The sequence below is a fragment of the Neptuniibacter sp. QD37_11 genome (assembly GCF_047778105.1).
Taxonomy (GTDB): domain Bacteria; phylum Pseudomonadota; class Gammaproteobacteria; order Pseudomonadales; family Balneatricaceae; genus Neptuniibacter.
On sequence record NZ_CP180552.1, the window covers coordinates 371,255 to 394,346 of the forward strand.

A 23,092-nucleotide genomic window follows, 5' to 3' on the forward strand; every position below is an offset into this window, starting at 1 on the left:
CTAGCGCTGGTCACAGTAGAATGGGGTTTCTCTATTTTATGGAATATAAAAAATCGCGATGAATGAGCCGCAAAATCAAGATAATCAAGAACCAATAAAGCCTCGTAGCCGTGGGATCTACCTGCTGCCTAATTTATTTACGACAGGGGCATTGTTTTCAGGGTTCTATGCAATTGTTGCGAGCATGAATGGGCACTTTGAAAATGCCGCAATAGCGATCTTTGTTTCGATGGTGTTGGATGGGCTTGATGGTCGAGTAGCACGTATGACCAATACCTCCAGTGCATTTGGTGCCGAATATGATTCACTAGCGGATATGGTTTCCTTTGGTGTAGCGCCTTCGCTCGTGGTGTTCTCGTGGGTATTGGATGATATTGGCAAATTGGGTTGGTTTGCGGCGTTTATCTATGTCGCAGGAGCTGCTTTAAGATTGGCTCGTTTCAATACCCAAATAGGTTCTACAGATAAGCGTTACTTTATAGGTTTGCCTAGCCCTGCAGCGGCGGCTGCAGTAGCCGGTTTAGTATGGGCTGCGACTGAATACGAAATAGATGGATCAGCTTATGTCTATTTGATTGCTGCGTTTGTTGCTTTGGTCGGTGTTTTGATGGTGAGCAATGTGCTTTATTACAGCTTTAAAGACGTAAGCCTAAAAGAGAAAGTACCTTTCTTGATCTTGGCGGGTATTGTCTTGGCTGTTGGTATTATCTCTATCAGCCCGCCAGCATTTTTATGGATTCTATTTCTGGCTTACGCAGTATCTGGGCCTTTATTGTGGGTCATGCGAAAAACTAAGCAGAAGCCTGTGGCCTAAGAGTCAGATAGAAGCATTTCAGAATTTATTTAACGGCTCCTTTAAGGGGCCGTTTTTCTGCTATACCTCATAATAGCCCCTATAGAAGGAGATTATTATGAAACCCTTCCCCTGTAACTGCCGTCCCCTTAAAACTCTTGTGTATACGGTGATTTTTCTGCTCTTTATTATCGTGATGATGAGTGGTGCATTCATGCTGGTGGATAAGGTCTAAAGAGCATATTTGCTTATGACTTACTTGCAAAATTTTCATCGCTGCTATACTTGCAGTTAACAACCAAGTGGATTGGTCGGAAATGATAGGACGGAGTCCAGGCGAAAAGAGAGCCTGCCCGAACCCTGTCGCTACCGACGTTGAAATAGAAGTACAACGCCCTTAGTGAGAGGTTTCTGACAGGCTCTTTTGCGTGTATAGCAAAGGGGGCTGCAATGATAAAAACAATATCGGGATATGTTGCACTGTTATTGTTTGCTAATAACCTCCAGGCTGATTGGGAGGTAAATCTCACCCGAGGTGTTACCGAAATCAGTCGAGAGGTCTATGACCTGCACATGATCATTTTCTGGATCTGTGTGGCTATTGGTGTCGTTGTTTTTGGCGTGATGCTCTGGTCGGTGATCTATCATCGCAAGTCTAAAGGAGCCAAAGCTCATAACTTCCATGAAAGCCTTGTTGTCGAAATTGCTTGGACCTTAATTCCCTTCGTTATCCTGATTGCCATGGCTGTTCCAGCAACGGCAACCTTAATTAAAATGTACGATAACTCGGAATCAGAAGTTGATATTCAGATTACAGGTTATCAGTGGAAATGGCGATATCAGTACCTAGCGGAAGATATCGATTTCTTCTCAAGTCTCTCTACCTCGCGAGAGCAGATCAACAACAAAGAAGCTAAAGGTGAGCATTATCTGCTTGAAGTAGATAACCCTTTGGTGATTCCTGCAGGTAAAAAGGTACGCTTTTTACTGACCGCCAATGACGTTATTCATTCCTGGTGGGTGCCTGATCTTGCAGTGAAAAAGGATGCGATCCCCGGTTTTATAAATGAAGCATGGACTATTGTGGATAAGCCCGGTGTTTATCGCGGGCAGTGTGCAGAATTGTGCGGTAAAGACCATGGGTTTATGCCAATTGTGGTCGAAGTAAAGACACCAGAAGAATATGAAGCTTGGCTTGCTGAAGTTAGGCAAGCAGATCAAGAAAAAGCAGCTGAAGGGCAAAAAGATTGGTCGCTTGCAGAGCTTATGGAAACAGGGGAGGCGGTTTATAGCAAAGCTTGTTTGGCCTGCCATCAAGCTAATGGTGAGGGAATTCCGGGTGTTTTCCCCGCTTTGAAAAACAGTCCAATCGCTTTGGGTGAGCCGGGGCCTCATATCGATATTGTGCTTAATGGTAAAAAAGGCACGGCAATGCAGGCGTATAGAGATCAACTGTCGGCTGTGGAACTGGCTGCTGTAATTACTTATGAGCGAAATGCTTGGGGTAATAAGGTGGGTGATCTAGTTACACCGGCGCAGATTGCTGAGTTGAAAGAGTAGGAGGGGTCATGGATACGGTTGCAGCTTCTCATCATCATGGTCCAGCTACCGGTATAGGGCGTTGGTTATTCACAACCAATCATAAAGATATTGGAACTCTCTATCTCTGGTTTAGCTTCTTAATGTTCCTTACTGGCGGATGTATGGCATTGCTAATTCGAGCTGAGCTATTTCAGCCGGGTTTACAGCTCATTCAGCCTGACTTCTTTAATCAGATGACCACCATGCATGGTCTGATCATGGTTTTTGGTGCGGTTATGCCAGCGTTTGTCGGCTTAGCCAACTGGATGATCCCCATTATGGTTGGTGCTCCAGATATGGCGCTGCCAAGAATGAATAACTGGAGCTTTTGGACTTTACCTTTCGCGTTCGCGATGATGCTATCTACTCTATTTATGGATGGGGGGGCGCCAAATTTTGGTTGGACATTCTATGCGCCGTTATCAACTACCTATGCACCGCCGAGCGTGACCTTCTTTATCTTTGCGGTACATATGATGGGGATTAGCTCGATTATGGGGGCTATTAATATTATTGCCACCATACTCAATATGCGTGCGCCGGGTATGACCATGATGAAGTTGCCACTCTTCGTTTGGACTTGGTTAATTACGGCATTTTTATTGATTGCTGTTATGCCGGTATTGGCAGGTGTGGTCACAATGATGTTGATGGATATTCACTTCGGAACCAGCTTTTTTGATGCTGCTGGGGGTGGAGATCCAGTGTTATTCCAGCATGTATTCTGGTTCTTTGGTCACCCTGAGGTATACATCATGATCTTGCCTGCTTTCGGTATTGTCAGTGAGATCATTCCGACTTTCGCAAGGAAGAAGCTGTTTGGTTATACCTCGATGGTTTATGCCACAGCTTCTATAGCCATTCTATCCTTCATCGTTTGGGCGCATCACATGTTTACAGTCGGCCTACCTTTGGCTGGTGAATTGTTCTTTATGTTCACAACGATGCTGATTGCCGTGCCTACAGGGGTTAAAGTCTTTAACTGGGTTGCGACGATGTTTCGTGGCTCTATGACGTTCGAAACGCCGATGCTATTTGCACTCGCATTTGTGGTGCTTTTCACCATTGGTGGTTTTTCAGGCTTGATGTTGGCGATCGCTCCGGTCGATTTTCAATACCACGACACGTACTTTGTTGTTGCCCATTTCCACTATGTCCTAGTACCTGGTGCTGTCTTTGCCATTATGGCTGGGGCTTATTATTGGTTACCTAAGTGGTGCGGTAATTATTACAACGAAACCATGGGTAAAGTGCATTTCTGGTGTAGTTTTATCGGGGTAAATATCACCTTCTTTCCTATGCACTTTATCGGCTTAGCGGGTATGCCACGTCGTATACCTGACTATGCGCTTCAGTTTGCCGATTTTAATGCGGTCGCCTCAGTGGGTGCGTTTATCTTCGGGCTATCGCAACTTATTTTCCTTTATAACATTGTGAGCTGTATTCGTAAGGGTAAGCAGGCCAGTGCGGAAGTATGGGAAGGGTCTCACGGTCTAGAGTGGACCCTACCATCCCCTGCGCCTTATCACAGCTTTAGTACACCGCCAGAGGTGAAATAACAGCACTTTTGAGAGGTTGTTATGGCAGAGCAACGACATAAGAAAACAGTGCTATCACTGTTAAGTGGAACCCTGATTATGTTTGGGTTCGGCTTCGCGTTGGTACCTCTATATGACGTGTTTTGTGATATCACGGGGCTAAACGGCAAAGTGGATCTGGTTGCAGCGGAGCCGAGTTTGGTTGTGGATAACAGTCGGCAGGTAAAATTGCAGCTGGTGGCTATTAACAACGAATCTATGCCTTGGCGATTTAAACCAGAAAAGACTTCTATCATCTTGTCGCCTGGGGAGATGTATCAAACAGCCTATAAGGCGCGCAATTTGACCGATAACTTCATGATTGCGCAAGCAGTCCCTTCGGTTTCACCTTCAGAAGCTGCGCCTTATGTGCAAAAAATTAATTGTTTCTGTTTCGAACGGCAGCCGCTAAAGGGGAAAGAATTAAAGGCGATGCCGCTGGTTGTTTCTATCGCGCCAGAGCTTCCTAAGCACATAAAAACAGTAACACTCTCATACACCCTATTTGATATCACACCAGAAGCGGAAGTTAATTTGTCTGCGAGGAGGAACTCTCTATGAGTACTCAAACTTACTATGTGCCAGAACAAAGTCGTTGGCCTATTTTAGCGTCGATCGCTTTGTTCTTTATGGCTTACGGTGCAGGCAGCTTAATCAATAGCTTTACCGCAGAAGAGGCTGGTGGAGCCGGTTTAATTCTTCTATTAGCCGGTGCATTGGGAATGGGGCTTATTTTGTTGGGCTGGTTTAGCAACGTTATCCATGAAAGTGGTGAAGGCTTATACAGCCCGCAAATGGATCGCTCATTCCGCTGGGGGATGAGCTGGTTTATCTTCTCTGAGGTTATGTTCTTTGCTGCATTCTTTGGCACTTTATTTTATGTCAGGACGTTAGCAGTGCCTTGGCTGGGTGGTGAAGGTGATAAAGGTGTTTCTAACATGCTGTGGGAAGGCTTTGAGGCACAGTGGCCTTTGATGGTTACACCAGATCAAAATGCTTTTCCGGGTCCTAAAGAGGTAATAGATCCTTGGCATATACCACTTTTCAATACCATTTTACTGATCGCATCGAGTTTTACAGTCACCCTTGCACATAAAGCACTTAAGTTGGATCAACGCTCTAGGGTGGTGTTTTGGTTAGCTGTGACTGTCTTGCTGGGCAGTGTGTTTCTATATTTTCAAGCTTATGAGTATGTACTTGCTTACAACGAATTAGGCTTAACGCTTAATGCCGGTATATACGGGGCGACCTTTTTTATTCTTACAGGTTTTCATGGATTACATGTCACTTTAGGCACGCTGATGTTGATCATTATTTGGTTGCGGGTAATCAAAGGACATTTCAGTTCAGAAAAGCATTTTGGTTTTGAGGCGGTGGCTTGGTATTGGCACTTTGTTGATGTGGTATGGGTCGGTTTATTTCTATTTGTTTATATCTTGTAGTCGATTAAAGCCCGTGAGGAACAATCTCACCGGTATAGAAGCCGTAAATAAGTACCGCGATGATCATGAGGCTAAAGGTGACTCGAAAGAAAAGTGAGTTAACGGTTCGATGAGATTGGCCTTGATCTCTTACTAAGAAGTAAAGACCGGAAAATAAACTGATTAGAACGGCAATAAAGAGAAGTAGTAAAAGCAACTTTAACGACATGTGCAGTACCTGATAGCTGTTCTTTGTGTAGGTAACTATGAGTAAAGTTCAGAGTAGTTCAGCCTTCAAGTGGATGTTGTGGATATCTGGAATTGTATTGTTGCCATTATTGATCGGACTGGGACTTTGGCAGTTGGAAAGAGCGGAACAGAAGCAAGAACTATTGGATAGCTGGCAACAAGCAATACCAAGTCAGGTATTGCCGTTGGAGCAAGAGATGACAAGAGGGAGTTATAAAGCGGTTATCTTGAAGGGAGTATTCGATCGAGAACGGTACTTTCTTTTAGACAATCGTGTCCGCAAAGGGCGCGCTGGTTATGAAGTCGTTGCTCTATTTATTGCTGATAGCGGTCGAAGTGTATTGGTGAATCTTGGTTGGGCTTTAGCTTCGCTGGATCGAGGAATAATACCTGAACTCGTCTTGCCCGAAGGTCAGCAAACGATTAGTGGCAGTGTCAGGGTTATTGAGAAAGGTTTTGCTTTATCAGGTGATGATTTGGCGGAAGAACGGTGGCCTAAGGTCATTCAACAATTGGATGCGGAAAAAATTTCATCTCAGTTGGTTACCGATATTGAGTCGTTGGAAATAAGGCTAACGGAACCGCTGATTTCTGGCTTAGATCTAAATTGGCCAGTAGTGAATATGAAGCCCGAGAAACATTTGGGTTATGCATTTCAATGGTTCGCTATGGCATTTGCGTTGTTATGTTTATTGATTTGGAGTGCTCTAAAAATAAGAGAGGAGGCCGTATATGAATAGGTTTAGTTTTTGGCTTGTTTGGGCGGTTGGCTTGGTGCCCATGCTGGTGGCTTCTTTCATGTTTTTTACGGGGGTGATGATTCCAGAGCAACGCGTTCATTCAGGTACTTTACTTTCCGATCAGCATATAAATGATCTGAATTTGGTTGGGAGTGAACTGAAACAGCGTAAGTGGCAATTGTTGTTAACTAAGCAAGATGATTGTGTTGAGCGTTGCGAGCAATGGTCGAAGGTGCTGACCAATCTGCATACAGCATTAGGTAAGGAGCAAGATCGCGTAAAGTTGTTACAAGTTGATCTGGGCGCAACCTCGCTAGATAAAAATGAGTTTGGAAAGTTAGGAACGGCAATATGGGTAGTCGACCCGTTAGGCAATATGGTGCTGCGATATACATTATCAGATGAGCCGAGTCTGATTCTTAAAGATCTGCGCAAGCTGTTGAAAATGTCCCGGATTGGATAAGCCACGGGGGGATTAATGTTAAAGCTGATATGGCGGTTAAGTAATGTGGCACTAATGCTTGCGCTCTGTGTTGTGTTGTTAGGAGCGTGGACTCGAATTAACCATGCGGGACTAAGCTGCCCTGACTGGCCTGGGTGTTATGGTTATATGGTGATGCCTACTGACCAGACAGCTTTGACTGAAGCACAGAATGTTTACCCTGATACACCGATAGAACTTGGTAAAACAGTACTAGAAATGGGCCATCGTTATTTAGCGGGATCTTTAGGCTTGGTAATAGCTGCTTTGGCTTTTTGTGCCTATAGGTTGAGCCGAGTGCAAACATATCCGGTCTATTTAAGTTATGGCTTGCTCTTGTTAGTCACAGTACAGGCTGTATTTGGAATGTGGACGGTCACATTAAAGCTTTATCCGCCAGTAGTGACTTTGCATCTGTTAGGGGGAGTGCTGACGTTAACAGGTATCTATGTGCTCAGAAGCAAAGTGAAAACATTGATGGCTGGAGTGAAAAAGCAAAAGACTAAATGCAGTAAGTGGATCAAGTATGCTTTGGCTGCTTTGTTGCTGCAGATAGTGTTGGGTGGTTGGACCAGCTCAAACTATGCAGGGCCAGCTTGTGGTCATTGGCTAAGTTGTAGCATGGGCGAGAATGCCGACAGCGATTTTACGAGAGGTTTTAATCTTACGGAAACTATTGGCCCAAATTATCAAGGTGGTTTGCTGCCATTAGATGCACGTGTAGCGATTCAGCAGGGGCATAGAATCGGTGCGCTGGTGGTTTTGATCGTGTGTGTTTGGCTAGTGGTTAAGCTGCATCGACAGATATATATGCGAAGTTGGCTATATGGGTTGTTAGCCTTGTTATCGATCCAGATATTGCTGGGTGGATTAAACGCTATTTATGCAGTGCCTGAATTGTTAGCTATTGGGCACCATGCAGTGGCGGTTGGATTATTGTTGGTTCTGTTAAAAATTTATGAGCTGCGGCTACGGACTGTAGAGGTGAATCATGGATAACCAAGAATTAGTAAGCATTCGTACAGAAGAGGTTTCTTGGCGCGATTATCTGGTTTTATGTAAGCCTAAGGTTGTCGTCGTTATGCTGGTTACTGCCGCTGTGGGTATGTTTCTGGCAGTGCAGGAATTTCCACCGATCAGTAATGTGTTATTAGGCCTCGTTGGTATTGGTATGGCTGCAGGTTCAGCAGCAGCGGTCAATCACATCATGGATCGTAAGATCGATGAAAAAATGGCTCGGACGAGAAGGCGGCCTTTACCTCAAGGTAAATTAAGTCCGCTACAAGCACTGTTATTCGCAGCTGTTCTTGGTGTATCAGGAATTGCAATCTTGGTCTTCTGGGTTAATGCACTGACTGCATGGTTAACAGTGGCGGCGTTAATGGGTTATGCGGTGGTCTATACTGTATGGCTGAAAAGAGCGACACCCCAGAATATTGTAATAGGCGGTATAGCCGGTGCAGCACCACCGCTATTAGGCTGGACCGCTATAACAGGCTCGATAGAACCGAACGCGTTGCTACTTGTGCTTATTATCTTTGCTTGGACACCTCCGCACTTTTGGGCTCTGTGTATAGCTCGTAAAGAAGATTATGCAAAAGCAGGTATACCAATGCTGCCTGTTACCCATGGTGTTTCGTATACCCGTTTGCAGATCATGCTATATAGCTTGTTGATGGTGGCAACAACGTTATTCCCAGTTATGACGGGAATGAGTGGAGCGATCTATCTAATTTTGGTTTTAGTACTAAATATTAAATTTTTATACAGGGTTGCTTGCTTGTGGACAGAGCCAAGTCAGTCACCCATGTTACTTTTTAAATACAGTATCAATTACATCATGCTGTTATTTGTAGCATTACTTGTAGATCACTACATGATATGAAAAACAGCATTGTTTAAGACTTAAAGTTCCTGAAACCTGTGGAAACGGAGAGAAAATCAGTAATGAAGCAAGAAGTTAATTGATGTAGCGCTAATGGATTGGTGCTGCACCTAAATTAAACGAGGGGATGCATCATGTTTATTCAGCATATGATGGGAATAATGTACCACCCAAAAGAGGAGTGGGGTCAAATAAGAAAAGAGCACTACAGCGCGTCGCATATATATATGCAACAAATAAGTATTCTGGCTGCCATACCAGCAATCTCAATGTTCATCGGGACAACCCAAATAGGTTGGAGTATTGCAGGTTCTGAATATGTGAAGCTAGATGCAATGAGCGCCTTGCCTGCTGCAATCGCATTTTACTTTGCAATGTGGGTTGGAGTTGGGTTTATAACATGGGCCATTCATTGGATGGAGAAGAACTATGGTGGCAATGTTTCATTTGATGATTGCCTATCGCTAGCAACTTACACGGCGACTCCAATGTTCTTAGCAGGTTTATCTGCGTTGTATCCATTGCTCTGGTTTAATGTGACAGTTGGCTTATTCGCAATTTGTTACACGGTCTACCTACTCTATATAGGTGTGCCAGTAATAATGAAAATACCTGAAGAGAGAGCCTTTCTGTTTTCGACCTCTATCCTGACAGTGGGACTCTGTACACTAGTGGGTATTATCGTTGCTTCTGTAATTCTATGGGGTACGGTGATTCCACTAAATTATATTCCGGTGTAATGGCTTTATAGGCCATAAATAAGTCCGGAATGGAAGGCGCTTAAGCAAAATAGTAAGCGCCTTTCTTGTTTGTTGTATAAGTAATAACCATGCCTGATTAGTCCTTGATCGATTTTGGGTGTTTTGTAAGTTTTTTTCATCTTTTTTCACTTTTTTTGAGATTGGGTGTTGACCCTTTTTCAGATGTCTGTAGAATTCGCCGTCCTTGCTTAGGGAGGCCGCTTTTAAAGGGGCTGCAGAGCTGAGTGAGGTGCTTAGTAAGTGATTGAAAACATTGGTTTTTAAGATTTCTTACGGAGCAGGATTCAAAGTCCGGTTGCTGAGTAAAAGCTTTTTACAAAATTGCAAAATAAACGGTTGACTTTGAATGAGCGCACAGTAGAATATGCGCCTCGCTTGAGACGAAACGCTGAGTCAGCGGAGAGTCAAAAAAGCAACGCTCTTTAACAATTTGATCAGATAATTCGTGTGGGCGCTTGTTGAGAAGAAGCAAACTTTTTCTAGACAAGCAACCAAGTGAATTCATTTAAAGCGATTTACAAAGGTTTAACGTTCTTAAGAATGTTATCCGGTTGTTTAGTACTAGAGCCCGTTACCACATTCCTGGTAACACAAATGATTTAAACTGAAGAGTTTGATCATGGCTCAGATTGAACGCTGGCGGCAGGCCTAACACATGCAAGTCGAACGGTAACATGACTAGCTTGCTAGTTGATGACGAGTGGCGGACGGGTGAGTAACGCGTAGGAATCTACCCAGTAGCGGGGGATAAGCCAGAGAAATTTGGTCTAATACCGCATACGCCCTACGGGGGAAAGCAGGGGATCTTCGGACCTTGCACTATTGGATGAGCCTGCGTGAGATTAGCTAGTTGGTGAGGTAATGGCTCACCAAGGCGACGATCTCTAGCTGGTCTGAGAGGATGATCAGCCACACTGGAACTGAGACACGGTCCAGACTCCTACGGGAGGCAGCAGTGGGGAATATTGCACAATGGGCGCAAGCCTGATGCAGCCATGCCGCGTGTGTGAAGAAGGCCCTAGGGTTGTAAAGCACTTTCAGCAGTGAGGAAAGGTTAGTAGTTAATACCTGCTAGCTGTGACGTTAACTGCAGAAGAAGCACCGGCTAACTCCGTGCCAGCAGCCGCGGTAATACGGAGGGTGCGAGCGTTAATCGGAATTACTGGGCGTAAAGCGCGCGTAGGTGGATTGGTCAGTCAGATGTGAAAGCCCAGGGCTCAACCTTGGAACTGCACCTGATACTGCTAATCTAGAGTACGGTAGAGGGTAGTGGAATTTCCTGTGTAGCGGTGAAATGCGTAGATATAGGAAGGAACACCAGTGGCGAAGGCGACTACCTGGACCGATACTGACACTGAGGTGCGAAAGCGTGGGGAGCAAACAGGATTAGATACCCTGGTAGTCCACGCCGTAAACGATGTCTACTAGCCGTTGGGAGACTTGATCTTTTAGTGGCGCAGCTAACGCGATAAGTAGACCGCCTGGGGAGTACGGCCGCAAGGTTAAAACTCAAATGAATTGACGGGGGCCCGCACAAGCGGTGGAGCATGTGGTTTAATTCGACGCAACGCGAAGAACCTTACCAACTCTTGACATCCAGAGAAGTTACTAGAGATAGTTTCGTGCCTTCGGGAACTCTGAGACAGGTGCTGCATGGCTGTCGTCAGCTCGTGTTGTGAAATGTTGGGTTAAGTCCCGTAACGAGCGCAACCCTTGTCCTTATTTGCCAGCACTTCGGGTGGGAACTCTAAGGAGACTGCCGGTGACAAACCGGAGGAAGGTGGGGACGACGTCAAGTCATCATGGCCCTTACGAGTTGGGCTACACACGTGCTACAATGGCCGGTACAGAGGGCCGCGAACCTGCGAGGGTAAGCTAATCTCAGAAAACCGGTCGTAGTCCGGATTGGAGTCTGCAACTCGACTCCATGAAGTCGGAATCGCTAGTAATCGCGAATCAGAATGTCGCGGTGAATACGTTCCCGGGCCTTGTACACACCGCCCGTCACACCATGGGAGTGGATTGCACCAGAAGTAGCTAGCTTAACCTTCGGGAGGGCGGTTACCACGGTGTGGTTCATGACTGGGGTGAAGTCGTAACAAGGTAGCCCTAGGGGAACCTGGGGCTGGATCACCTCCTTAAACGAAAGCCGATTCTCGGCAAGCGTTCACACGAATTATCTGATCAGAGAAGTTAAGAGCAACGGTGTAGGCTTGTAGCTCAGCTGGTTAGAGCGCACCCCTGATAAGGGTGAGGTCGGTGGTTCAAGTCCACTCAGGCCTACCAATAATAGCCTTACTGTTTTCTTTGGGGCTATAGCTCAGCTGGGAGAGCGCCTGCTTTGCACGCAGGAGGTCTGCGGTTCGATCCCGCATAGCTCCACCATCATCCTAAGGATGAGAAGGAAGAGTTTTAAAACATATTGTCGGTTAAGACATTATCTTTTAAAGCTTTTTTGCTTTAAACGCTCTTTAACAATTTGGATTTGATTCATTTGATTTAGATTTAAGACATGTAGTTTTACTGCATGCGCCAATTCGGCGAAATCTATCGTTACTAGCAATACAAGTTACTGTGATTCCAGACGCCTTCGGGTTATATGGTCAAGTGACTAAGCGTGCACGGTGGATGCCTTGGCAGTCAGAGGCGATGAAGGACGTTGTAACCTGCGATAAGGTTCGGGGAGGTGGTAAACAACCTTTGATCCGGACATTTCCGAATGGGGAAACCCACCTATTTATAGGTATCTTTTAACTGAATACATAGGTTATTAGAGGCGAACCTGGGGAACTGAAACATCTAAGTACCCAGAGGAAAAGAAATCAACCGAGATTCCCTAAGTAGCGGCGAGCGAACGGGGACCAGCCCTTAAGCTTTATTAGATTTAACAGAACACTCTGGAAAGTGTGGCCATAGTGGGTGATAGCCCCGTATGTGAAAGGTCTTTTAAAGTGAAATCGAGTAGGACGGCACACGTGAAACGCTGTCTGAATATGGGGGGACCATCCTCCAAGGCTAAATACTCCTGACTGACCGATAGTGAACCAGTACCGTGAGGGAAAGGCGAAAAGAACCCCTGTGAGGGGAGTGAAATAGACCCTGAAACCGTGTACGTACAAGCAGTGGGAGCCGTTTTCGGACGGTGACTGCGTACCTTTTGTATAATGGGTCAGCGACTTACTTTTAGTGGCAAGGTTAAGCATTTGCGGAGCCGTAGGGAAACCGAGTCTTAATAGGGCGTCCAGTCGCTAGGAGTAGACCCGAAACCGAGTGATCTATCCATGGGCAGGTTGAAGATGCAGTAACATGCATTGGAGGACCGAACCGACTGTCGTTGAAAAGCCAGCGGATGACTTGTGGATAGGAGTGAAAGGCTAATCAAACTCGGAGATAGCTGGTTCTCCTCGAAAACTATTTAGGTAGTGCCTCGTGTCTAACCATGGGGGGTAGAGCACTGTTTCGGCTAGGGGGTCATCCCGACTTACCAACCCGATGCAAACTCCGAATACCCATGAGTTCAATCACGGGAGACACACGGCGGGTGCTAACGTCCGTCGTGGAAAGGGAAACAACCCAGACCGTCAGCTAAGGTCCCAAAGTTTATGCTAAGTGGGAAACGATGTGGGAAGGCTTAGACAGCTAGGAGGTTGGCTTAGAAGCAGCCACCCTTTAAAGAAAGCGTAATAGCTCACTAGTCGAGTCGGCCCGCGCGGAAGATATAACGGGGCTAAGCATAACACCGAAGCTACGGATGCACTTTGTGCATGGTAGAGGAGCGTTCTGTAAGCTGTTGAAGCGGAAGCTGTAAGGCACCGTGGAGGTATCAGAAGTGCGAATGCTGACATGAGTAACGATAAGGGAGGTGAAAACCCTCCCCGCCGGAAGACCAAGGGTTCCTATCCAACGCTATTCGAGGTAGGGTGAGTCGGCCCCTAAGGAGAGGCTGAAGAGCGTATCCGATGGGAAACAGGTTAATATTCCTGTACTGCTCATAACTGCGATGGGGGGACGGAGAAGGCTAGGCTAGCGCGGCGTTGGTTGTCCGCGTTTAAGGTAGTAGGTTGAGGACTTAGGCAAATCCGGGTCCTTAAGACCGAGAACCGATGACGAGGTCCTTTATGGACTGAAGTAGTTGATGCCATGCTTCCAGGAAAATCCTCTAAGCTTCAGGTTATGACTAACCGTACCCTAAACCGACACAGGTGGTCAGGTAGAGAATACTAAGGCGTATGAGAAAACTCGGGTGAAGGAACTAGGCAAAATGGCACCGTAACTTCGGGAGAAGGTGCGCCGGTTTTGGTGATGGGACTTGCTCCCTAAGCTGAGGCCGGTCGAAGATACCAGGTGGCTGCGACTGTTTATTAAAAACATAGCACTCTGCAAACTCGAAAGAGGACGTATAGGGTGTGACGCCTGCCCGGTGCCGGAAGGTTAATTGATGGGGTTAGCACTTGTGCGAAGCTCTTGATCGAAGCCCCGGTAAACGGCGGCCGTAACTATAACGGTCCTAAGGTAGCGAAATTCCTTGTCGGGTAAGTTCCGACCTGCACGAATGGCGTAACGATGGCCACACTGTCTCCACCCGAGACTCAGTGAAATTGAAATAGCTGTTAAGATGCAGTTTACCCGCGGCTAGACGGAAAGACCCCGTGAACCTTTACTACAGCTTCACAGTGGACTTTGACATTACTTGTGTAGAATAGCTGGGAGGCTTTGAAACTTGGACGCCAGTTCAGGTGGAGCCACCTTTGAAATACCAGCCTGGTAATGTTGAGGTTCTAACCCAGTTCCCTAAGCGGGATCGGGGACATTGTGTGGTGGGTAGTTTGACTGGGGCGGTCTCCTCCCAAAGAGTAACGGAGGAGCACGAAGGTACCCTCAGCATGGTCGGAAATCATGCAATGAGCGCAAGAGTAGAAGGGTGCTTGACTGCGAGACAGACACGTCGAGCAGGTACGAAAGTAGGTTCTAGTGATCCGGTGGTTCTGTATGGAAGGGCCATCGCTCAACGGATAAAAGGTACTCCGGGGATAACAGGCTGATACCGCCCAAGAGTTCACATCGACGGCGGTGTTTGGCACCTCGATGTCGGCTCATCACATCCTGGGGCTGAAGCCGGTCCCAAGGGTATGGCTGTTCGCCATTTAAAGTGGTACGCGAGCTGGGTTTAGAACGTCGTGAGACAGTTCGGTCCCTATCTGCCGTGGGCGTTTGAGATTTGAGAAGAGTTGCTCCTAGTACGAGAGGACCGGAGTGAACGAACCTCTGGTGTACCGGTTGTGATGCCAATTGCATTGCCGGGTAGCTACGTTCGGACGGGATAACCGCTGAAAGCATCTAAGCGGGAAGCCTCCTTCAAGATGAGATCTCACTGGGAACTTGATTCCCCTAAAGGGCCGTTGAAGACTACGACGTTGATAGGTTGGGTGTGGAAGCGCTGTGAGGCGTTGAGCTAACCAATACTAATTGCCCGTGAGGCTTGACCATATAACGCCCAAGGCGTTTGGCAAGTGACTTGTAAGATATGTAAGACGATAGAGAGTAACGAATTAGCGCGTAGTTAAGCTACAGTCGATAAACTATCTTGATCAAATAAAAGAAGAATCAGATCTAAGTTGTAACAGTTTTGCTTGGCGACCATAGAGTTGTGGAACCACCTGAATCCATCCCGAACTCAGACGTGAAACGCAACATCGCCGATGGTAGTGTGGGGCTTCCCCATGTGAGAGTAGGTCATCGCCAAGCATTTAATTAAGAGAAAACCCCGGTCACGCTGTGATCGGGGTTTTTTCGTTGTGGGCAATAAAATACGGTTAAGAGCGGATAGGCGCTGCTTGGAGCGGATAAAAACAAGTAAAAGCAGATAAGTCCGTAAGGGTGAGTTGTCTTAATTAATCCTAATACTAAACTGAACAGCTGTCCTTCGCTGTCCTTCGCTGTCCTTCGCTGTCCTTTGCATCCATCGAAGCTAAGAAACTTGCTGCTTAATCATCCTTGTATCTATACTGCTTCTGAGGATTCGGTCTTATAGAGGCGAAAGGTGTTGGTAATGAAGAGCGTTAAGTTCTATTTTAATTGTTGTGTTATGTCATTAATGGCTGTTATCTCTGCTTCTTTGCAAGCAGAAGAGTGTAAGGTTTTAACGGCGACAGGGAATTCAGAATACCCACCGTATCTTTGGCGTGCTGATGATGGCAGTACCGATCTGTTAGGTGCGAATCGTTTGATTATGGATGAGCTAGGTAAGCGCTTGGGTGTTGAGATTCAACTTCAGGATGTCGGTTCATGGGCCAGAGCGCAGGATATGCTTCGTTCCGGCAGGATTGATTTGATGGCTGGGGCTTTTTATACGATCCCTCGAAACCAGTATATGGATTATGTTTATCCAGCTTTCCTCAATACAAAGAGTGTTGTTTGGCGGCGTAAAGGGTCTGGTCTTGTATACGATAAGCGAGAAGACCTTATTGGAAGGTCGGGTGTAACTGTAATAAACAATAGTTTTGGTCAAGAGTTTGATGAGTACGCCAAGGCTAATTTGAATTTGCAGTATGTTGCGTCTCTTAAACAGGCGTTCCTGATGATTAAACGGTCAAGAGCTGACTACGCGTTGTATGAGCAGAACCCAGGATTGGCTTATGCTGACTTGCTTGGCTATAAATCAGATCTTGAAGTGCTAGACCCAGCTATTAGTAGTGAGGGTTTGTATCTTACTGTTTCACATAAATCTAAATGCAACACAGGTGCTTTAAGAGGGATGTTAGCTAAAGCAATAAGGGATATGGAGATAGATGGTTTTATGGCTAATGCTTTAACAGTAAGTCTTAAAAACTGGAATGAGTTTTCTGCAAAGTAGTGTGGTTAATTGTAAAAAGCCCGGCATTAGCCGGGCTTTTTATTTGTTAATGTAGTTTTGAAATTACTGCGGTTAATTGTTCGCTCGCAAATGATAGCTGCTCTGCTTGTTGTTTATTTGTTTCAGCTGCAGATTTTGTGTGTTGGCTTAATGTATTGGTTGTCTCAATTGTATCTGCTATTTCTGAGGTTACAGAGGTTTGCTCTTCTGTTGACGATGCTATTAAAACACTCATATCGTTAATTTCACTGATTGAGTTTCTAATGATTTTAATTGCTTCTTGAGCGTCTTTTGCAAGATTTACAGTGTCGGTTGCAGCTCTTTGTTGGATACCCATCTTCTCAACAGTTTGCTCGGTCGTTTGATTTAAACGGGTTGTGATTCTTTGAATTTCATCTGCTGATTTTGCGGTGTTTGCTGCAAGGTTTCTCACTTCGTCTGCTACTACAGCAAACCCGCGACCTGTTTCCCCTGCTCGAGCCGCTTCTATTGCTGCGTTTAAGGCCAATAAGTTGGTTTGTTCTGCGAAGCCTTGGATTACACCGAGTACATTTTGTATGGCAATAGAATCTTCTTGTAACGCGTTCAGTGATTCTGATGTTGCTGCAATTTCATTGTTTAACTTATCTATATGATCACCCGTAGCTTTAATTTGTTCATAACCTTTATTTGCCAGTTGCGAGGCTTCTAGTGTTGCTGAGCTACTCTGTGTTGCTCTTGTTGCTACTTCAGTAAATGAGCTGTTTAGCTGTGTAATTTGTACTACAGCATTTTCAGTGGCTGCTTGTTGCTGTTGTACTGTGTTTTCTAGCTGTGTTGCTTCTGTTATGGCGCTGTTTTGGAGTTGTCTTAAATTGTTTGTTTCCTGCTGGATATCCATAAGGAATTCTTTGAAGAAGCATTGCAGTCTGTCTATAGCGCTATTGAGCGTTTCGGCTTCGGTTAGTCTTGAGTCTATTTGAATGTTGCTGCTAAATTTTCCATGTGACAGTTGATCTATATACTCCGTTGTTGCGATCAGGATGCTGCCTAATTTACGAAGTAATATGTTCATGGATATGCCAGTTGCAATAATCAGAACGGTGCAAATTGTCATGATTAGATATACCGAAAACTGAATGTCCTCATGTCTATCTGCGATATTGCTTGAAATGCTTGCCACTGAGTGTTCTAAATTAGCCACATTTTTCTGTGCAGCAGAGCTTGATTCAGTTTTTTGTTGACTGAACTTTTTCGCATTTTGAAGTTCTTTGGGGTAGCGATTAACAAGATCTTTAATGTTTGCTATAGGTTCATCGCCAATCTCTTCTTTGTCGTTATCGCTCGCAATTTCAATTGCAAGGCCTAGTAAAGAGGAGAGGTCATCTTCATCTTCTGCTTCTTTGAATATGCCGAGTCGATCAAGCTTACTAATTGCTTCTGCGTCTTTCTTAAGTTCAGATAGGATAAATTGAATCTGTTGTAGACTCTCGTTTTTGTTTTTTTCAAAGTAGCTTTGGCGGCTGTGGCTGAGTAGAGCAGTGTTTTTTTGCAGGCTAAATAGTAAATCTACATAACTATTCTTGATATGGTTTTGATCGTAACTTGCTTTGTCTGCATATTCTTTGACGGATTGTATGGCGTCGTTTAATTCTCTTTCATTATGTATGAGTAATACTTCTGGTCGTGCAAGTTTGCCGGCGGCGCGCATTTCGGTGAGAGTTTTATCCTTTATGTTCTTTAATTGACCTAGAACGCCAGCTTGTATCTCTTCTGGTAAGTTTCTTTGTGTGCTTTTTGAAAGGGCTTCAAGATTCTTTTCTAGTGTCGTTAGTAATGTCGCGTCCCCTGTAATCAAATACTTTGAGACAGGCTGTTCTAGCTTTATGTAGATTTCATTAATGTAGCCATGATAGTTGTCTTTCATTTTGAAGGCGGAATCTAGGCGTTCTAAGGACCAAAAAATAGCGGTAGCCAATAAAATTACGATTAGGGCTAATGTTATGCTCGCAATGCGTGTAATTGTCGAAATCTTCATAAGAGGCCTTATGTTTATGAGAGCGGTGTTTGATACAGTTTCTTGCAGTGCTTTTTACTTCAATAATGTGACAGATGTGTTAATTGACCGTTTGTTACATAACTCTTTTTATTGAGTGTGATGGACAGATTGGCGAATTTGGCATAGAATGCAGTCGTTTTGCCTAAGGCAAAATTTACACACAGGTTTCTAAAACAAAAAAGCGAGGTTAACTTCAGGTTTTACCTCGCTTTTTTGCACGTATCGTTTCTGATTTTTGTTGTTGCGCATTTACGCGGGGAGGTTCAATTGGCGAGACCAGCCATTCTTGCTCTTGAAGACGGAAGCATTTTCAAGGGCGTAGCCATTGGCGCAGACGGTCTGTCTAGCGGCGAGGTTGTATTTAATACCTCTATGACGGGTTACCAGGAGATCCTAACGGATCCATCATACTGCCGTCAGATTGTTACCCTGACATATCCACATATTGGTAATACTGGCACCAATACGGAAGATGAAGAATCTTCTCGCACGTGGGCTGCTGGTTTAGTCATTCGTGACCTTCCATTGGTTGCGAGTAACTTCCGTAATGAAAAGAACCTTGATGATTATCTTAAGGATAACAATATCGTTGGTATCGCTGATATTGATACACGACGTTTAACACGCATTTTGCGTGAAAAGGGTTCTCTTAACGGTTGCATCATGGCCGGTGATATTGATGAAGCTAAAGCGCTAGCAGAAGCTAAATCGTTCCCAGGTCTAAAAGGTATGGATCTTGCTCAAGTTGTTACAACTGAAGAGACATACGAGTGGACTTCTTCTACTTGGAAGCTAGGCCAAGGCCATGAAGATAAAACTGCAGCAGATCAAGAGTTTCATGTTGTTGCATATGACTACGGTGTGAAACGCAATATTTTGCGCATGTTGGTTGAACGCGGTTGCCGCCTAACGGTTGTTCCTGCAAAAACACCAGCTGCAGAAGTGCTTGCGATGAATCCAGATGGCGTATTCCTATCTAATGGCCCTGGTGATCCAGAACCATGTGATTACGCAATTGCTGCAATTGAAGAGATCTGCAAAACAGATCTACCTGTATTTGGTATCTGCTTGGGCCATCAGCTACTAGCGTTGGCTTCTGGTGCTAAGACAGTAAAAATGAAGTTTGGTCACCACGGTGCTAACCACCCAGTTCAAGATTTGGATGGCAAGCAAGTGATGATTACCTCTCAAAACCACGGTTTTGCTGTTGACGAAGATGCGCTTCCAGAAAATGTGCGTGCTACGCATAAGTCTCTGTTTGATGGCTCTTTGCAGGGTATTGAGAGAACAGATCGTGCGGCATTTAGTTTCCAGGGCCACCCTGAAGCTAGCCCAGGCCCACACGATGTAGCGCCTCTATTTGATCGCTTCATCGAAGATATGAAGGCTGCGAAAGCTTAATCGCAGTTCGGCCTGAGTTTACAGGCTTTTGAAACGATACAAGGCAGGTGTGAATTAGCCGCCTGCCGCAGTTATTAACTGATACGACTGGTTTATTACCGATGCCAAAACGTACGGACTTAAAAAGTATTTTGATTCTTGGTGCTGGCCCGATTGTTATCGGTCAGGCATGTGAATTCGACTATTCTGGCGCACAAGCTTGTAAAGCTTTGCGTGAAGAAGGTTACCGCGTCATTCTGGTTAACTCTAACCCTGCAACCATTATGACTGATCCAGCGATGGCTGACTCAACTTACATTGAGCCAATCAACTGGAAGACAGTAGAAAAGATTATCGCCAAAGAAAAGCCTGATGCACTTCTACCTACAATGGGTGGTCAGACTGCATTAAACTGTGCTTTGGATCTTGAGCGTGAAGGCGTTCTTGAAAAACATGGCGTTGAGATGATCGGTGCCAACGCTGACACTATCGATAAAGCGGAAGACCGTGATCGTTTCGATAAGGCGATGAAAGCAATTGGCCTTGAATGCCCACGTGCTGCAATTGCTCACAGTATGGAAGAAGCGTTGCAGGTTCAAGCGCAGCTAGGCTTCCCATGTATCATTCGCCCTTCTTTCACTATGGGTGGTACCGGTGGTGGTATTGCGTATAACAAAGAAGAGTTTATCGAGATCTGTGAGCGTGGTCTGGATCTTTCTCCAACGACTGAGTTGTTGATCGACGAATCTTTGATCGGTTGGAAAGAGTACGAGATGGAAGTTGTTCGTGACAAAAACGACAACTGCATCATCGTTTGTGCGATCGAGAACTTCGATGCAATGGGTGTTCATACAGGTGATTCTATCACTGTTGCACCAGCGCAAACGCTTACTGATAAAGAATATCAAATCATGCGTAATGCCTCTTTGGCAGTGCTGCGTGAAATCGGCGTAGAAACTGGCGGTTCTAACGTACAGTTTGGTGTAAACCCGAAAGATGGTCGTATGGTAGTAATCGAGATGAACCCTCGTGTATCTCGTTCTTCTGCCTTGGCATCTAAAGCGACTGGCTTCCCAATTGCAAAAGTAGCTGCGAAGCTAGCAATTGGTTACACATTAGATGAGCTGCAAAACGATATCACTGGCGGTGCTACGCCAGCGTCTTTCGAGCCATCTATTGACTACGTTGTTACTAAGATCCCTCGTTTCACTTTCGAGAAATTCCCGCAGGCAAATGATCGTCTGACAACTCAGATGAAGTCTGTTGGTGAGGTTATGGCGATTGGCCGTACTCAGCAGGAATCTCTTCAGAAAGCGCTTCGCGGTCTAGAAGTTGGTGCGACTGGTTTCGACCCGATCATCGACATTACTAGTGAAGATGCACGTTCTACGATTGTACGTGAGATGAAAGAGCCGGGTGCAGAGCGTATCTGGTACCTAGGCGATGCATTCCGTATGGGTATGAGCGTTGAAGAACTATACGAGATCAGCGGTATTGATCCTTGGTTCTTGGTTCAAGTAGAAGACATTATCAAAGATGAGCAGCGCGTATCTGAGATGGCTATGTCCGATCTTGATAAAGATGCTGTGTTCCGTCTTAAGCGTAAAGGTTTCTCTGATGAGCGCTTGGCAACTCTCCTTGGTGTTTCTGAGAAGCAGTTCCGTAAGCATCGTCATAACCTAGATGTGCGTCCAGTTTATAAGCGTGTTGATACATGTGCGGCTGAATTCGCGTCTGATACTGCTTACATGTACTCCTCTTATGAAGAAGAGTGTGAAGCGAATCCTTCTGACCGTGACAAAATCATGGTTATCGGTGGTGGTCCAAACCGTATCGGTCAAGGTATCGAGTTTGACTACTGCTGTGTACACGCAGCACTTGCAGCGCGTGACGACGGTTTCGAAACAATCATGGTTAACTGTAACCCTGAGACTGTTTCTACTGACTACGATACTTCTGATCGTCTGTTCTTCGAGCCAATCACACTGGAAGATGTGCTTGAGATCGTAAATGTTGAGAAGCCAAAAGGTGTTATCGTTCAGTACGGTGGTCAGACGCCATTGAAACTGGCTGTTGCGCTTGAACAGGCTGGCGTACCAATTATTGGTACTTCTCCAGAAGCGATTGACCGTGCAGAAGACCGTGAGCAGTTCCAGCAAATGCTGAAGCGCCTTGGTCTTAAGCAGCCAGAAAACGCGACTGTACGTTCTCTAGAAGAAGCGATCATCGAAGCTGATAAGCTGGGTTACCCACTAGTTGTTCGTCCATCTTATGTGCTAGGTGGTCGTGCAATGGAGATCGTGTACAAAGAGGAAGAGCTGCGCCGCTACATGAATACTGCGGTACAGGTATCTAACGACGCGCCAGTATTATTGGATCACTTCCTAAATGCAGCGGTTGAAGTTGATATTGATGCAGTTTGCGACGGTAAGGATGTAGTTATCGGTGCAATCATGCAGCACATCGAGCAAGCGGGTGTTCACTCTGGTGACTCTGCATGTTCATTCCCTCCGTATAGTCTTGCTGATGATGTTCAAGATGAAATGCGTGAGATGGTACGTAAGATGGCGTTGGAGTTAGGTGTAGTTGGCCTAATGAATACTCAGCTTGCATATCAGGATGGTGAAATTTACGTGATCGAGGTTAACCCTCGTGCATCCCGTACTGTACCGTTTGTTTCTAAGTGTATCGGTGTTTCTCTAGCGAAAATCGGTGCGCAGGTAATGACTGGTAAGACTCTAGCTGAACTTGGTTTCACTAAAGAGATCGTACCAACATTGTTCAACGTGAAAGAAGCTGTATTCCCGTTCAACAAGTTCCAAGGTGTTGACCCAATTCTATCCCCTGAGATGAAATCTACTGGTGAAGTAATGGGTGTTGGCGCTACCTTCGGTGAAGCGTTCATGAAGGCGCAGATCGGTGCGGGTGAAACTATGCCGCAAGCGGGTAAAGCGTTCATCTCTGTACGTGAAGTTGATAAAGATGCTTCCATGCAGATTGCTAAAGATCTAGCTGAACTAGGCTTCTCTCTAGTGGCTACTCGCGGTACTGCTAAGCTTATGGCTGAACAGGGTCTTGAGGTTGAAGTTGTAAACAAAGTGATGGAAGGTCGTCCAAACATTGTTGATATGATCAAGAATGATGAGATTGCTTACATTGTGAATACAACTGAAGGCCGTAAAGCGATCGAAGATTCAGCTGATATTCGTCGTAGTGCTCTACAGCATAAAGTGCCATATACCACTACATTGGCAGGTGCTGAAGCGATTACTATGGCTCTGCAGTACGGCGAAGAGAAAGACGTTCGTCGCGTTCAGGATATAGGAGCATAAT

General features: G+C 45.4%; 15 protein-coding genes, 2 tRNA genes and 3 rRNA genes. 18 read left to right on the forward strand and 2 right to left on the reverse strand.

The window, feature by feature from the left end:
• Nucleotides 1-58: 58 nt before the first annotated feature.
• From pssA to ACMXYT_RS01695, 5 genes are all read left to right on the forward strand, one after another.
• Nucleotides 59-814, forward strand: a complete 756-nt coding sequence (gene pssA, locus ACMXYT_RS01675; protein WP_415899936.1) for a CDP-diacylglycerol--serine O-phosphatidyltransferase — start codon at nucleotides 59-61, stop codon at nucleotides 812-814.
• Between the two features lie 429 nt (nucleotides 815-1,243).
• Nucleotides 1,244-2,353 carry a cytochrome c oxidase subunit II gene (gene coxB, locus ACMXYT_RS01680; RefSeq protein WP_415899937.1) on the forward strand — a complete coding sequence of 370 codons (1,110 nt, stop codon included), beginning with the start codon at nucleotides 1,244-1,246 and terminating at the stop codon, nucleotides 2,351-2,353.
• Nucleotides 2,354-2,361: 8 nt separating this feature from the next.
• A complete protein-coding gene (gene ctaD, locus ACMXYT_RS01685) occupies nucleotides 2,362-3,933 on the forward strand; it encodes a cytochrome c oxidase subunit I (RefSeq protein WP_415899938.1) in 1,572 nt (523 codons plus the stop codon).
• A gap of 21 nt (nucleotides 3,934-3,954) precedes the next feature.
• Nucleotides 3,955-4,512, forward strand: coding sequence for a cytochrome c oxidase assembly protein (locus ACMXYT_RS01690; protein ID WP_415911771.1), 558 nt, complete (start codon nucleotides 3,955-3,957; stop codon nucleotides 4,510-4,512).
• Nucleotides 4,509-5,393, forward strand: a complete 885-nt coding sequence (locus ACMXYT_RS01695; protein WP_415893232.1) for a cytochrome c oxidase subunit 3 — start codon at nucleotides 4,509-4,511, stop codon at nucleotides 5,391-5,393. Before ACMXYT_RS01690 ends, ACMXYT_RS01695 begins: the two co-directional genes overlap by 4 nt.
• 4 nt (nucleotides 5,394-5,397) lie before the next feature.
• Here the strand turns inward: ACMXYT_RS01695 and ACMXYT_RS01700 are convergent, their stop codons facing one another.
• A complete protein-coding gene (locus tag ACMXYT_RS01700) occupies nucleotides 5,398-5,601 on the reverse strand; it encodes a twin transmembrane helix small protein (RefSeq protein ID WP_415911772.1) in 204 nt (67 codons plus the stop codon).
• 37 nt (nucleotides 5,602-5,638) lie between these two features.
• Here ACMXYT_RS01700 and ACMXYT_RS01705 point away from each other — a divergent pair, with 37 nt between their 5' ends.
• From ACMXYT_RS01705 to ACMXYT_RS01755, 11 genes are all read left to right on the forward strand, one after another.
• Nucleotides 5,639-6,361, forward strand: coding sequence for an SURF1 family protein (locus ACMXYT_RS01705; protein WP_415911773.1), 723 nt, complete (start codon nucleotides 5,639-5,641; stop codon nucleotides 6,359-6,361).
• Nucleotides 6,354-6,824: a hypothetical protein gene (locus ACMXYT_RS01710; RefSeq protein WP_415911774.1), complete on the forward strand. Its 471-nt coding sequence runs from the start codon at nucleotides 6,354-6,356 to the stop codon at nucleotides 6,822-6,824. The genes ACMXYT_RS01705 and ACMXYT_RS01710 overlap by 8 nt, the downstream gene beginning before the upstream one ends.
• A gap of 15 nt (nucleotides 6,825-6,839) precedes the next feature.
• A complete protein-coding gene (locus tag ACMXYT_RS01715; protein ID WP_415911775.1) occupies nucleotides 6,840-7,841 on the forward strand; it encodes a COX15/CtaA family protein in 1,002 nt (333 codons plus the stop codon).
• Nucleotides 7,834-8,727, forward strand: coding sequence for a heme o synthase (gene cyoE / locus ACMXYT_RS01720; RefSeq protein WP_415911776.1), 894 nt, complete (start codon nucleotides 7,834-7,836; stop codon nucleotides 8,725-8,727). The genes ACMXYT_RS01715 and cyoE overlap by 8 nt, the downstream gene beginning before the upstream one ends.
• 134 nt (nucleotides 8,728-8,861) lie before the next feature.
• Entirely contained in the window at nucleotides 8,862-9,467 is a 606-nt protein-coding gene (locus ACMXYT_RS01725) for a Yip1 family protein (RefSeq protein ID WP_415883295.1), read from the forward strand.
• Between the two features lie 622 nt (nucleotides 9,468-10,089).
• Nucleotides 10,090-11,629 (forward strand): 16S ribosomal RNA (locus ACMXYT_RS01730).
• 68 nt (nucleotides 11,630-11,697) lie between these two features.
• Nucleotides 11,698-11,774, forward strand: a tRNA-Ile gene (locus tag ACMXYT_RS01735).
• Nucleotides 11,775-11,797: 23 nt separating this feature from the next.
• Nucleotides 11,798-11,873, forward strand: a tRNA-Ala gene (locus ACMXYT_RS01740).
• 216 nt (nucleotides 11,874-12,089) lie between these two features.
• Nucleotides 12,090-14,975: ribosomal RNA gene (locus ACMXYT_RS01745) — 23S ribosomal RNA — on the forward strand.
• A 142-nt stretch (nucleotides 14,976-15,117) separates the two neighbouring features.
• A 5S ribosomal RNA gene (gene rrf / locus ACMXYT_RS01750) occupies nucleotides 15,118-15,233 on the forward strand.
• The 16S, 23S and 5S rRNA genes sit together here with 2 tRNA genes alongside, the layout of an rRNA operon.
• A gap of 304 nt (nucleotides 15,234-15,537) precedes the next feature.
• Nucleotides 15,538-16,341 (forward strand): substrate-binding periplasmic protein, encoded by an 804-nt coding sequence (locus ACMXYT_RS01755; protein WP_415911777.1) that lies wholly within the window; start codon nucleotides 15,538-15,540, stop codon nucleotides 16,339-16,341.
• A 46-nt stretch (nucleotides 16,342-16,387) separates the two neighbouring features.
• Here the strand turns inward: ACMXYT_RS01755 and ACMXYT_RS01760 are convergent, their stop codons facing one another.
• Nucleotides 16,388-18,358, reverse strand: coding sequence for a methyl-accepting chemotaxis protein (locus ACMXYT_RS01760; protein ID WP_415911778.1), 1,971 nt, complete (start codon nucleotides 18,356-18,358; stop codon nucleotides 16,388-16,390).
• A 288-nt stretch (nucleotides 18,359-18,646) separates the two neighbouring features.
• Here ACMXYT_RS01760 and carA point away from each other — a divergent pair, with 288 nt between their 5' ends.
• Nucleotides 18,647-19,780, forward strand: coding sequence for a glutamine-hydrolyzing carbamoyl-phosphate synthase small subunit (carA, locus tag ACMXYT_RS01765; protein WP_415883298.1), 1,134 nt, complete (start codon nucleotides 18,647-18,649; stop codon nucleotides 19,778-19,780).
• 101 nt (nucleotides 19,781-19,881) lie between these two features.
• Nucleotides 19,882-23,091: a carbamoyl-phosphate synthase large subunit gene (gene carB, locus ACMXYT_RS01770; protein WP_415911779.1), complete on the forward strand. Its 3,210-nt coding sequence runs from the start codon at nucleotides 19,882-19,884 to the stop codon at nucleotides 23,089-23,091.
• Nucleotide 23,092: the final 1 nt, after the last annotated feature.